10 protein-coding genes are annotated in these 12,341 nt (G+C 70.1%); 6 read left to right on the top strand and 4 right to left on the bottom strand.

All coding sequences use genetic code 11. The features are described from left to right. The first annotated feature begins 61 nt into the window (after window positions 1–61). Window positions 62–769 carry an IclR family transcriptional regulator gene (locus AC0L6F_RS05790; RefSeq protein ID WP_274637746.1) on the top strand — a complete coding sequence of 236 codons (708 nt, stop codon included), beginning with the start codon at window positions 62–64 and terminating at the stop codon, window positions 767–769. A 67-nt stretch (window positions 770–836) separates the two neighbouring features. Here the strand turns inward: AC0L6F_RS05790 and AC0L6F_RS05795 are convergent, their stop codons facing one another. From AC0L6F_RS05795 to AC0L6F_RS05805, 3 genes are all read right to left on the bottom strand, one after another. Beyond that, complete coding sequence (locus AC0L6F_RS05795; RefSeq protein WP_473539517.1) at window positions 837–2,174, bottom strand: NAD(P)/FAD-dependent oxidoreductase; 1,338 nt, start codon at window positions 2,172–2,174, stop codon at window positions 837–839. A 336-nt stretch (window positions 2,175–2,510) separates the two neighbouring features. Then, window positions 2,511–3,059 carry a TetR/AcrR family transcriptional regulator gene (locus tag AC0L6F_RS05800; RefSeq protein ID WP_473539518.1) on the bottom strand — a complete coding sequence of 183 codons (549 nt, stop codon included), beginning with the start codon at window positions 3,057–3,059 and terminating at the stop codon, window positions 2,511–2,513. A 49-nt stretch (window positions 3,060–3,108) separates the two neighbouring features. Next, window positions 3,109–4,488: an aminomethyl transferase family protein gene (locus AC0L6F_RS05805; RefSeq protein WP_473539519.1), complete on the bottom strand. Its 1,380-nt coding sequence runs from the start codon at window positions 4,486–4,488 to the stop codon at window positions 3,109–3,111. A 113-nt stretch (window positions 4,489–4,601) separates the two neighbouring features. Here AC0L6F_RS05805 and AC0L6F_RS05810 point away from each other — a divergent pair, with 113 nt between their 5' ends. Next, on the top strand, window positions 4,602–5,570 hold the full coding sequence (locus AC0L6F_RS05810; protein ID WP_274637742.1) for a LysR substrate-binding domain-containing protein: 969 nt from the start codon (window positions 4,602–4,604) through the stop codon (window positions 5,568–5,570). Between the two features lie 109 nt (window positions 5,571–5,679). On the opposite strand, the gene AC0L6F_RS05815 is transcribed toward AC0L6F_RS05810, so the two are convergent. Next, window positions 5,680–7,110, bottom strand: a complete 1,431-nt coding sequence (locus tag AC0L6F_RS05815; RefSeq protein ID WP_473539521.1) for an MFS transporter — start codon at window positions 7,108–7,110, stop codon at window positions 5,680–5,682. 135 nt (window positions 7,111–7,245) lie between these two features. On the opposite strand from AC0L6F_RS05815, the gene AC0L6F_RS05820 reads away from it, so the two are divergent. From AC0L6F_RS05820 to hpaD, 4 genes are all read left to right on the top strand, one after another. Further along, window positions 7,246–8,751 (top strand): fumarylacetoacetate hydrolase family protein, encoded by a 1,506-nt coding sequence (locus AC0L6F_RS05820; protein WP_274637740.1) that lies wholly within the window; start codon window positions 7,246–7,248, stop codon window positions 8,749–8,751. Beyond that, window positions 8,748–9,446 (top strand): GntR family transcriptional regulator, encoded by a 699-nt coding sequence (locus tag AC0L6F_RS05825; RefSeq protein ID WP_274637739.1) that lies wholly within the window; start codon window positions 8,748–8,750, stop codon window positions 9,444–9,446. The genes AC0L6F_RS05820 and AC0L6F_RS05825 overlap by 4 nt, the downstream gene beginning before the upstream one ends. After that, window positions 9,443–11,002 carry a 5-carboxymethyl-2-hydroxymuconate semialdehyde dehydrogenase gene (gene hpaE / locus AC0L6F_RS05830; protein ID WP_473539522.1) on the top strand — a complete coding sequence of 520 codons (1,560 nt, stop codon included), beginning with the start codon at window positions 9,443–9,445 and terminating at the stop codon, window positions 11,000–11,002. Before AC0L6F_RS05825 ends, hpaE begins: the two co-directional genes overlap by 4 nt. A gap of 126 nt (window positions 11,003–11,128) precedes the next feature. After that, complete coding sequence (hpaD, locus tag AC0L6F_RS05835) at window positions 11,129–12,292, top strand: 3,4-dihydroxyphenylacetate 2,3-dioxygenase (RefSeq protein WP_259612429.1); 1,164 nt, start codon at window positions 11,129–11,131, stop codon at window positions 12,290–12,292. Window positions 12,293–12,341 lie beyond the last annotated feature (49 nt).

Raw genomic sequence — 12,341 nt, forward strand, 5'->3', positions numbered from 1 at the left:
ACTATTGAACAGAATCGTATACGACAGGCGGCCGACGATCAAGGCCCGCGAGCGGAGGACTGTGACCGAGACGAGCGATGCGCCCGCCAGCCAGACGCTGAGCCGCGGCATCCGGATCCTCGAGATCCTCAGCGATGCCGCCGAGCCGCTCGCGATCGACGAGGTCTCCCGGCGCCTCGGCGTGCACCGCTCGGTGGCCTACCGGCTCGTGCGCACGCTCGAGCACCACGGCCTCACCGGCCGCACCGACGGCGGGCGGATCGAGCTCGGCGCGCGTCTGGCCGCACTGGCCGCCGGCGTCGCGCGGGATCTGCAGTCCGAGGCCCTGCCCGAGCTGACCGCGGTCGCGAACGACGTGGGGCTCACCTGCTTTCTGGTGGTGCTCGACCGCGACGAGTGCGTGACCCTGGTGAGCGTCGAGCCGCGGCATGCCGGCGCGTCGGTGGCGCAGCGGCCGGGCTCGCGGCATCCCCTCGGCATCGGCGCCCCCGGACGCGCCGTGCTCAGCCTGCTCCCCCGGTCGCAGTGGCCCGCCACGATCTCGGCGCAGATCGAGGAGCAGCTGCGCGCGGCTGAGCCGCACGGGTTCATGGTCAGCCACGACGAGGTCATCCCCCACCTGCACGCCGTGGCCGTCCCCCTGCCGCTGCGCGGGCGCGCCCCGGCCGCGATCGCGGTGGTGTCGCTGGGCGACCAGCGTCGGGCCGGCGAGCTCGCCGCGCGCCTGCAGCGGGCCGCCGACGTGATCCGCGCCTCGATCGGCGGCTGACCCGGGCGGGCGGCGCGGGCCTGGGTTCGGAGCGGGGGCGGCCCGGGTCGGGGCGGGGATGCCGCGGTCAGGCCGTGCGGAACTCGTCGATCAGGCCGCGCGCGGTCGTGATGCCCGACTCGATCGCGCCGTCGACGACCACGCCGTTCCAGCCCTTCGCCCAGTCGGCGCCGGCGAAGCGCAGGCGCGTATCGGTGCCGCGGAACAGGCTCCACCCCTCGAGGAACTGCCCCGACCGCGGCGTCGCCCACGTCTGCCCGGTCCATCGGTCGCCGCCCCAGTCGTGACTGGTGGCCTCGATCACCTCGAGGTCGGGACGCCAGCGGCTGACGATCTCCTGGATCTGGTCGCGGTCATCCCAGTCGATCTTCGTGCGGTCCGGACCGAACCCGACCAAGATCGTCGTGTCGTCGTCGAGGAAGTACTCGCTGCGCGCCATCGCGATCGGGTGGCCGGTCGGCGCGGTCGCGATGAACGAGTGATGCCCGCGGATCTTGATCCAGATCTTGAATCCCGTGCAGTTCCAGCCCGCATCGATGACCTCCTGCGCCTTCGCCGGAAGCGCGGGCGTGAACGAGAGGTTCGAGAGCGCTCCGAGCGGTGCCGTCAGGATCACAGCATCCGCTCGCTCGATGCCGCCGTCGGCCAGCGTGACCTGCGCGCCCTGCGCGTCGTGGGCGATCGCCGCGACGGGAGTGTTCAGCCGGATGTCGGTGTGCAGGTCGGCGGCGATGGACTCGTAGATCCCGCGCATGCCGTTCGTGAGCTTGTAGCGCAGCGTCTGGTCGTCGAGCAGGGGCAGCCGGTGGTCACTGAGGGACGCCCAGTGCTTGGCCATCAGCGGCGACCCGCTGGAGCCGTACCCGTTGTAGCCGGCGTTCCAGTAGGCATCGGCGAGGTCGATCTCCTCCTGGGTGAAGGTGCCGTCGCGCAGGGCATCCAGGACGCCGCCCTGGTCGGCCGCGCGGAAGCGGGCGATCAGGTCGTCGTCGCCGGAGTCGAGGATGTGCAGGGGCTCGTGCGGGTACGGGAAGAACTCGCGCGACCCCTCGAAGATCCGCTCCTGCGGCCGGCTGAGCTTGGCATCCATCTCGGATTCCGGCCCGGAATGCACGTCGCCGGCCGTGAGCCAGTACGCCTGCTCGTGGTACGGGCTGGGGTAGATCGACTGGCCGTAGCGGGTGATCTCGGTCCAGACGAAGGGCTGGAACCAGTGCACCCAGGTGGCGCCCATCTCCAGGGCGTGCCCCATCCGCTCGTCGGTCCAGGCGCGTCCTCCGATGCGGTCGCGCGCCTCCAGGACGGTCACCCGGATGCCGGCGCCCTCGAGTTCGCGCGCGGCGACGAGGCCGGAGAAGCCGGCGCCGACGACGATGACGTGGCGTGTGGACAGGTCGGTGCTCATGCGTTCCGCCTTCGGTCGCTGTGGTCTCCGCCGTCCTCGGCGGTGCCCACACTGTATGACTATCCAAATGGATAGTCAACCCGCCCTCCCCGCGCCTCCCCGTCCCCCGCCGAGGTTGTCCTCCGTCCCGCGAGATTGTCCTCCGTCCCGCGAGGTTGTCCTCCGTCCCGCGAGATTGTCCTCGAAGTTCGGAGAACAATCTCGGCGAACAGAGCACAACCTCGACGCACCGACGACAACCTCGGCGAACAAAGCACAACCTCGACGCACCGAAGACAACCTCGGCGAACAAAGCACAACCTCGGCGGACCGAGGACAACCTCGGCGGAGGGCGGGTCAGGCGGGGGATGCCGCGGCCCGGACGAGCGCGCGGATGCGGTCGAGCACCGGCCCGACGTCCTCCGGGAGCACGACCTGGCGGAACACGAGCCCGTCCAGGGCGAACCAGATCGCGTCGATCAGCGCCTCGTCGCGCACCCCGATCCGCCGCAGCGCAGCCGCATTCGCGTCGCGATACGCGGCGTAGTAGCGCTGCGCGTGCGGCCGCAGCTCGGGCCGGCGCCGCGCCTCCAACAGCAGCTCGTACTGGAACGCCTGCATATCGCCGTCCCGCTGCGCGAGCGTCTCGATCCCGGCGGCGAAGGCCGCGGCATCCGTCACTTCGTCGAACATGCTCGACGCGCGCAGACTCTCGGTCACCGCGTAGTCGAGGGATGCCGCGATGAGCTGGTCGCGGGTGCCGAAATGGTGCCGGACCAGGCCGTGCGACACCCCCGCCTCCGCCGCCACGGCCCGATAGGTCAGCGACCGCAGCCCGCCCTGCGCCACGACCGCGATGGTCGCGCGCAGCAGCGCCAGCCGGCCGGGGGTCGCACTCTCGCTCACACCGGCAGACTACCCAGGCCGCAGCATCCACCCGGCACCGTCGCGGCCGTCAGTTCGCGCGATAGTCGGTGCGCGCCTCCACCGTGAGCGGCGCCGGCTGCACGGTCGCGCGGATCTTGACCTGCACGTGCTCCTCGACCTGCGCCTTCGACGACACCGGGTCCTCGCCCCAGACCACCTCGACCTCGGTGCCCGGCTCGGCGAACTCCGACTCGACGACGGCCAGCGACAGCATCCGCCGCTCGTTCGCCGAGTATCCGGTCCACGTCGACAGTCCGACCAGGCGCCCGTCGACCTCGACCCGGTCGAAGTGGAACGTGTCGTACAGCGCCATCGGCAGGTTGAAGAACTTCGCCCCCACGCCGTCCTGGAACATCGACGCGAACGCCGCACCGGTGTCCTCGCCGTTCCACACCAGCGTGACCTTGCGGCGGGTGTCGGTCCTGCCCTCGGCGACCATGCGCTCCAGCGCCTCGCGCCCGATGAAGTCGTGGTCGAACTTGACGATCTTGCCGTAGCCGAGCTCGAACGGCGTGACGTAGTAGTCCTCGATGTTCTCGGAGTAGAAGCTGCCGCCCAGCGGTGCGGTCCGCTCGTACCCGCGGGCCTTGTCTGTGAGCCAGCGCCGATAGTCCGCCAGGCTGTCGTCGGTGTAGATCGCCGGCAGCGGCCGCGGGAGCCACCCGGACTCCAGGGCATTCGTGTGATACGCACGGCCGCCGACCGGCGTGAGTCCGGTCGTCTCCCCCGCCTTCATGAGCGCGGCGCGCACCACCGCGTTGTCTTCCCACGGCCCCCACAGCTCGAGGCCGGGCTCGCCGGCCATTCCGTGGCGCAACGCGCGCACCGGCTTGCCGGCGATCGTGAGCGTGGTCATGTGAAAGAACTTCAGCTGCGGCGGCTCGCCGCCGATCGCCTCGCGGATGACCTCCATCGCCCCGGGGCCCTGGATCTCGTACCGATACAGCACCGGGTCGCCGTCACGATAGCCCGAGTGGTCATCCCGCCAGACCTCGACGTCGTAGCCTCCGGTCTCGGCGTGGTAGTGCATCCAGTTGATCGACGGCGGGATGCCGACGGCCTGGTACTCGTCGTCGCTGAGGTGGAACAGGATGTTGTCGCCGATGACGTGACCGTCGGGGCTGACCGCCACGAACTGCTTCGCCACATCGACGGGGAAGTTCGCGACGCTGTTGACCGCGAGGTCGCTGATCAGCTTGAGCGCATCCGGCCCCTTGATGTTCAGATCGGACATATGGTGCGACTGGTCGTAGAGCACTGCGGTGCGCTGCCACGCGCGCTGCTCATCGCGCCAGTTCGTGAACTCGGGCACCACCCGGGGCACGATCGACGGCGGGGTCTGCGACTCCCACAGCAGCTTCTGCGGGCTGCCGGCCTCGGCGATGGCGTCTTCGAGATTGTCTGACATGGCGTTTTCTCCCGTCGTTCGGTTCGGCATCATCGCCGCCCCTCCAGTGTGGGCGACGAGCTTGACATGCAAAAGCGGTTTGTGTCTGGGTGAAACCCAAGCAGAATCTACGTATGGATGCTCCAGACCTTCCGGACTTCACCCTCCGACAGCTGTCGTACCTCACCGCGGCGGCGGATGCCGGCACCATCGCCGCGGCGGCTGCACAGCTGCACATCACGGCGTCCGCCGTCTCGGATGCGATCACCGAGCTGGAACGGGTGATGGGGACGCGCCTGTGCGTACGGCGGCGTGCGCACGGCCTCACCCTGACCAGCGCGGGCGCGCATGCCGTGGCACAGGCGCGGCCCCTGCTGGCCGCGGCGCGGGAGCTCACGACGTCGCTGCGCAGCAGCGGCGGCGAACTGGTGGGCCCGATCACGATCGGCTGCTACCCGACGCTGGCCCCGACCGTCCTGCCGCCGCTGCTGCACGACTTCGGCGAGGCGCATCCGCGCGTGCAGCTGCACATCTTCGAGGCCACCCAGGATCAGATGGAGGGCCGGATCGAGTCCGGCGAGGTGGATGTCGCGTTCGTCTACGACACGCTCGTTCCGGGGATGCCGCGGCGAGAGCAGCTGTTCGCCCTAGCTGCGCACGTGCTCGTCGCCGGATCCGACCCGCTCGCGGAGGCCGCCGCGGTCCGGCTCGAGGACGTCGCGGACCGCGACCTGATCCTCCTCGATGCGCCGCCGTCCAGCGCCCACACGCTGTCGCTGTTCGCCGCGCGCGGGCTGGTCCCCCGCATCCGGCACCGCACCAGCAGCTATGAGGTCGTGCGCACCCTCGTCGGACGCGGGCTGGGCTACGGCATCCTCGTCCAGCGCCCCGCGAACCCGGCGAGCTACGAAGGCTACCCGGTGGTCATGAAGCAGATCGATCCGCCGGTGGCGCCGGTGGGCATCGACGTGATCTGGTCGGCGCAGACCGAGCCGCCGGAGCGGGTGCGGGCGCTGATCGCGTTCGCCCGCTCGATCCGGTGGACGGATGCGGCATCCCCCCACGGCAGCGGCGAGACACGGGAATCCCGTCGAGACCGATGACGATGTCGTCGGTCTCGACGGGAATCCCCGGTCTCGGCAATCTGAGCGCTGCGAGCCCAGCGCTGCAAGCCCAGCGCTGCGCGCGCGCGCGAGAGAGCGCGCCGCGCGCTCAGGCCTGCTTCATGCCGTAGAGCTGACCGCGGGCCTGCTGATCCTCGTGCTCCGGGTCGAGCGGGATGCCGGTGCGGTCGCGCAGCAGCAGCGTCGCGAGGAACGCGATCACGACCACGCCCGCGAGGTACCAGGTGATCCACGTCGTCGACCCTGTCGCCTGGAAGATCGCCTGTGCGATCAGCGGCGAGAACGCACCGCCCAGCACTGCACCGATCGCGTACGAGATCGACACGCCCGAGAAGCGGATCGAGGCCGGGAACAGCTCCGAGTACAGCGCCGCCTGTGGGCCGTAGGTGAACCCCAGTCCCACGGTGAGGATGACCAGCGCGATCAGCATCGACCAGATGGTGCCGACGTTGACCAGGGGGAACAGCACGGCGATGCCGATGAGCATGCAGACCCAGCCGATGATGTACATGTTGCGGCGGCCGATCTTGTCGGAGAGCCATCCACCGAGCCAGGTGAACACGAGCCAGGTCACGCCCGACAGGGCGACGACCCAGAACACGGGGCCGGCGTCGAGGCCGATCGGCCCCTTCGGGTCGGTGGCGTAATGCTGCACATATCCGCCCGTGGTCATGTAGCCGACGGCGTTGTTGCCGGCGAACACGAGCGCGGCGACGATCACCAGCAGCAGGTGGTGGCGCAGCAGCTTCACGATGGGCATCCGCGTCTCGGCCTTGCGCTCGGCGATCTCCTCGAACACCGGGCTCTCCTCGACGCGGCGTCGCACCCAGTAGCCCACGCCGATCAGCACGATCGACAGCAGGAACGGGATGCGCCAGCCCCACTGGCCGAACGGAGTGTCGGCCAGCGCGATGTCGGAGCCGGCCGGCACGCCCGGGAAGATCGCCTCGACGACCGCGAGAACCATCGATGCCAGGAGCAGGCCGATCGGCACCCCGATCTGCGGTGACGCGCCGAACAGACCGCGCTTCTTCTTCGGGGCGTGCTCGACGGCCATGAGCACCGCGCCGCCCCACTCGCCGCCGGCCGAGATGCCCTGCACGACGCGCAGGAAGATCAGCAGGATCGGCCCCCAGACGCCGATGACCGCCGTCGTGGGCAGGACGCCGACCAGGGTGGTGGCCGCACCCATCAGCAGCAGGGTGATCACGAGCATCGGACGACGTCCGATCTTGTCGCCGTAGTGACCGGCGAGGAAGGCGCCCAGCGGACGGAACAGGAAGCTCACGCCGACGCTGAAGAACGACACGATCTGCGCGAAGTCCTCGCCCATCGGCTCGAAGAACAGGGCCGCGAACACGGTGGCCGCGGCGAACGCGTAGATGAAGAAGTCGTACCACTCGACGGTGGTTCCGATGACCGTGGCGAACACGACCCGCCGGCGATCCTTGGGCGACGCGATGGTGCCGGTCGGGGTGAGGATGTCCTCGTCCGGGCCGTCCGCTGCCGGTGTACTCATGTGTCGACTCCTCTGTCTGTGGTGACTGCGCTGTCCCCGGCCCGAGGCTAGTGCCATTCCGGGAGAACCGGAACGCTTGCCGGATTCCGATTGATCATATACGATTTCAGATACAACACAAGGGCGAGGGGGCTCATGAGCACTGACAGCACATCGACGACGGATGCCGCCGACCCGCGCTTCGCGGGGCTTCCCGGTCGCCCGGGCAAGATCATCGCCGTGCATCTGAGCTATGCCTCGCGTGCCGACCAGCGCGGCCGGCGCCCGGCATCCCCGTCGTACTTCTTCAAGCCGTCCAGCTCGGTCGCCGCCTCCGGCGCGAGCATCGAGCGGCCCGCGGGCACCGAGCTGCTCGCATTCGAGGGCGAGATCGCCGTGGTGATCGGCACGGCCGCCCGCCGGGTCCCGCTCGAGACCGCATGGGACCACGTCGGCTGGGTCACCGCCGCGAACGACTTCGGCGTGTACGACCTGCGCGCGAACGACAAGGGGTCCAACGTCCGCTCCAAAGGCGGCGACGGCTACACGCCGATCGGCGCGCACCTGATCGACGCCCGCACCGTCGACCCCGCGGCCCTGCGGCTGCGCACCTGGGTGAACGGCGCACTCGTGCAGGACGACACCTCGGCCGGTCTGATCTTCCCGCTCGCGCAGTTCGTCGCCGACCTGTCGCAGCACTTCACCCTCGAGCCGGGCGACGTCATCCTCACCGGAACGCCGGCCGGCTCCTCCGTCGTCGTCCCCGGGGATGTCGTCGAGGTCGAGCTCGACGCGCCCACCGCCCCCGGCGCACCGACCTCGGGCCGCCTGCTGACCACCGTGGTCCAGGGCGCCGACGGCTTCGACGCCGCGATCGGCTCGCTGCCCGCGGTCGACGACGCGCAGCGGGCGGATGCCTGGGGCACGCGCGCCGCCGCGGGACTGGCCGACCCGCAGCCGGCGCTGAGCGCGCAGCTGCGCGCCAAGCTCGAGCGCGCCCCCGTCGCCGGCCTGTCGGCGCAGCTGCGCAAGCGCGGCCTGAACAACGTCGCCATCGACGGCCTGGTCCCGATGCACCCCGACGCCAAGCTGATCGGCACCGCCAAGACCCTGCGGTTCGTGCCCAACCGCGAAGACCTGTTCCGCGCGCACGGCGGCGGCTACAACCCGCAGAAGCAGGCGTTCGACGCCGTAGGCCCGGGCGAGGTCATCGTGATCGAGGCGCGCGGCGACGCGGGCGCCGGCACGCTCGGCGACATCCTCGCGATCCGCGCGCACGCCGCCGGCGCGGCCGGCATCGTCACCGACGGCGCGGTGCGCGATTACGACGCGGTCGCGGCCGTCGGCATCCCGGTCTTCTCGCAGGGTTCGCACCCGGCGGTGCTCGGACGCAAGCACGTCGCCTGGGACCACGACCTCACCGTCGCCTGCGGCGGCGCCACCGTACAGCCCGGCGACGTCATCGTCGGCGACAGCGACGGCGTGATCGTCATCCCGACGGCCATGGTCGAAGAGGTCGTGGACGCCGCCCTCGCCCAGGAGGACGAGGACGGCTGGGTTGCCGCGCAGGTCGCGGCCGGACACCGCATCGACGGGCTGTTCCCGATGAACGCGCAGTGGCGTGCTCGGTACGAGGCCGAGCACGCGCGGGAGGACCGATGAGCAGCACCGTCGCCGCCGCGCTGAGCAAATCCGAGCAGGCCTACGCGTTCATCCACGAACGCATCACGCAGCACCGGTACACACCCGGCTACCGGCTGGTGCTCGGCACCATCGCCGACGAGCTGGGGATGAGCGTCGTGCCGGTGCGGGAGGCGATCCGACGTCTGGAGGCCGAGGGCATGGTCACGTTCGAGCGGAACGTCGGCGCCCGGGTCTCGGTGGTCGATGAGAGCGAGTACGTCTTCACGATGCAGACCCTCGGCCTCGTCGAGGGGTCGGCGATCTCGCTGGCCGCGCCGCGGATCACGCCGGAGCAGCTCGCGCAGGCCCGCGCGGTGAACGAGCGGATGCGGCTGCTGCTGGACCACTTCGACCCGCACGAGTTCACCCGCCTGAACCAGCGGTTCCACACCATCCTGTTCGAGCAGTGCCCGAATCCGCACATCCTGGACCTCGTGCACCGGGGCTGGCGGCGCCTGCCGGGAGTGCGCGACTCGACCTTCGCGATCGTCCCCGACCGCGCCGCGCACTCGGTCGCCGAGCACGAGCAGCTCCTGCGGCTGATCGAGGACGGCGCCGACGCGCTGCAGATCGAACTGGCCGCGCGCAACCACCGCTGGCGGACGCTGGACGCGTTCCTGCTCGCCCGCCACCACGACTCCCCTTCCCCGAACTCCCCGATGGAGGAATCATGACCGACACCGCCCCCGCCCTCGATCGGCGCCACGTTCCCGCCGACCTGCCCCCGCGCATCCAGCACTACATCGACGGCGCCTTCGTCGACTCGCTGGACGGCGACACGTTCGACGTGCTCGAACCGGTCTCCAACGAGGTGTACGTGCAGGCCGCAGCCGGCAAGAAGGCCGACATCGACCGGGCCGTCGCCGCCGCCACGCGCGCGTTCACCGAGGGCCCGTGGCCGCGGATGCTGCCGCGCGAGCGCTCCCGGGTGCTGCACCGGATCGCCGACATCGTCGAGTCCCGCGACGCGCGGCTGGCCGAGCTGGAGAGCTTCGACTCGGGCCTGCCGATCACGCAGGCGCTCGGGCAGGCCCGCCGCGCGGCGGAGAACTTCCGCTTCTTCGCCGACCTGATCGTCGCCCAGGCCGATGACACCTTCAAGGTGCCCGGCCGGCAGATCAACTACGTCAACCGCAAGCCGATCGGCGTGGCCGGACTGATCACGCCGTGGAACACGCCGTTCATGCTCGAGTCGTGGAAGCTGGGCCCGGCCCTGGCCACCGGCAACACCGTCGTGCTCAAGCCGGCCGAGTTCACCCCGCTGTCGGCGTCGCTGTGGGCGGGCATCTTCGAAGAGGCCGGCCTGCCGCAGGGCGTGTTCAACCTGGTCAACGGACTCGGCGAGGACGCCGGCGACGCGCTGGTGAAGCATCCCGACGTCCCGCTCATCTCGTTCACCGGCGAGAGCAGCACCGGTCAGCTGATCTTCGGGAACGCCGCGCCGTTCCTGAAGGGCCTGTCGATGGAGCTGGGCGGCAAGTCGCCGGCCGTCGTGTTCGCCGACGCCGACCTGGACGCCGCCATCGACGCCACCATCTTCGGCGTCTTCTCGCTGAACGGCGAGCGCTGCACGGCCGGCTCGCGGATCCTCGTCGAGCGGTCGATCTACGACGAGTTCGTGCAGCGCTACGCCGCCCAGGCGCAGCGGGTCAAGGTCGGCTACCCGCACGACCCCGACACCGAGGTGGGGGCGCTGGTGCACCCCGAGCACTACGCGAAGGTGATGAGCTACGTCGAGCTCGGCAAGACCGAGGGGCGCCTGGTCGCCGGCGGCGGCCAGCCGAAGGACTTCGCCTTCGGCAACTTCATCGCCCCGACCGTGTTCGCCGACGTCTCCCCCGACGCGCGGATCTTCCAGGAGGAGATCTTCGGGCCGGTCGTGGCGATCACCCCCTTCGACTCCGACGAGGAGGCGCTCGCCCTGGCCAACAACACGAAGTACGGCCTGGCCGCGTACGTCTGGACGAACGACCTGAAGCGCGCGCACAACTTCGCCCAGTCCGTCGAGGCGGGCATGGTCTGGCTGAACTCGAACAACGTGCGCGATCTGCGCACCCCGTTCGGCGGGGTCAAGGCCTCGGGCCTCGGCCACGAGGGCGGCTACCGCTCGATCGACTTCTACACCGACCAGCAGGCCGTGCACATCACGCTCGGCGCGGTGCACAACCCGACCTTCGGCAAGCAGGACCACTTCGCCGAGGTCGACCTGGACGACCCGGACCCCCGCTGAACCCCCATCCCCACCCCACAGGTCGCTGAGCGAGCGCAGCGAGACGAAGCGCCCGGGCCCTTCGTCTCATCGCTTCGCTCCTCGCTCCTCGCTCAGGGACCTGAGATCACACGCAAGGACGCTGACATGACCGACCGCAAAGACATGACGATGACCTCCTCGGGCTTCTACGTATCCCAGGAGGCGCCGATCGTGACCGCCAACCCGGTGCCGACCCCGACCGCACCGGCCCCCGACATCCTGCGCTGCGCGTACATGGAGCTCGTGGTCACCGATCTGAAGCGCTCACGCGACTTCTACGTCGACGTGCTGGGGCTGACCGTGACCGAAGAGGACGAGACCACCGTCTACCTGCGCTCGCTCGAGGAGTTCATCCACCACAACCTGGTGCTGCGCCAGGGGCCGGTGGCCGCGGTCGCCGCCTTCAGCTACCGGGTGCGCGCCGCCGAAGACCTCGACCGCGCCGTGGCCTTCTTCACCGAGCTCGGATGCCGCGTCGAGCGCCGCGCCGAGGGGTATGTCAAGGGCATCGGCGACTCGGTGCGCGTCACCGACCCGCTCGGCTTCCCGTACGAGTTCTTCCACGACGTGGAGCACGTGGAGCGCCTCGCCTGGCGCTACGACCTGTACACCCCGGGGTCGCTGGTGCGGCTGGACCACTTCAACCAGGTCACCCCCGACGTCCCGCGCGCGACGCGGTACATGCAGGACCTCGGGTTCCGCGTGACCGAGGACATCCAGGACGAGCAGGGCACCGTCTACGCCGCGTGGATGCGGCGCAAGCCCACCGTGCACGACACCGCGATGACCGGCGGCGACGGGCCGCGCATGCACCACATCGCGTTCTCGACGCACGAGAAGCACAACATCCTCGCGATCTGCGACAAGCTCGGCGCGCTGCGGCAGTCGGACTGCATCGAGCGCGGCCCCGGCCGCCACGGCGTCTCGAACGCGTTCTACCTGTACCTGCGCGACCCGGACGGGCACCGGGTGGAGATCTACACCCAGGACTACTACACCGGCGACCCCGACAACCCGGTGGTCACCTGGGACGTGCACGACAACCAGCGCCGCGACTGGTGGGGCAACCCCGTCGTCCCCTCCTGGTACACGGATGCCTCGCTCGTCCTGGATCTGGACGGCACCCCGCAGCCGGTGGTGGCGCGCACCGAGGCGACCGAGCTGGAGGCGACCATCGGCGCCGACGGCTTCTCGTACACGCGCTCCGCGGACGAGGGCGAGATGCCGGAGTGGAAGCAGGGCGAGTACAAGCTCGGCCACCAGCTGTAGGTCGTCACCGGCCCTTCGTCTCGTCGCTGCGCTCCTCGCTCAGGGACCT

It is taken from the genome of Microbacterium sp. G2-16M, assembly GCF_055809115.1.

Excerpts from the sequence above, each read along its gene's own strand:
- AC0L6F_RS05820 (WP_274637740.1), top strand. The coding sequence starts at position 7,246 with ATGAGCACTGACAGCACATCGACGACGGATGCCGCCGACCCGCGCTTC.
- hpaD (WP_259612429.1), top strand. The coding sequence starts at position 11,129 with ATGACCGACCGCAAAGACATGACGATGACCTCCTCGGGCTTCTACGTA.
- AC0L6F_RS05795 (WP_473539517.1), bottom strand. The coding sequence starts at position 2,174 with ATGAGCACCGACCTGTCCACACGCCACGTCATCGTCGTCGGCGCCGGC.
- hpaE (WP_473539522.1), top strand. The coding sequence starts at position 9,443 with ATGACCGACACCGCCCCCGCCCTCGATCGGCGCCACGTTCCCGCCGAC.
- AC0L6F_RS05805 (WP_473539519.1), bottom strand. The coding sequence starts at position 4,488 with ATGTCAGACAATCTCGAAGACGCCATCGCCGAGGCCGGCAGCCCGCAG.
- AC0L6F_RS05825 (WP_274637739.1), top strand. The coding sequence starts at position 8,748 with ATGAGCAGCACCGTCGCCGCCGCGCTGAGCAAATCCGAGCAGGCCTAC.
- AC0L6F_RS05815 (WP_473539521.1), bottom strand. The coding sequence starts at position 7,110 with ATGAGTACACCGGCAGCGGACGGCCCGGACGAGGACATCCTCACCCCG.
- AC0L6F_RS05810 (WP_274637742.1), top strand. The coding sequence starts at position 4,602 with ATGGATGCTCCAGACCTTCCGGACTTCACCCTCCGACAGCTGTCGTAC.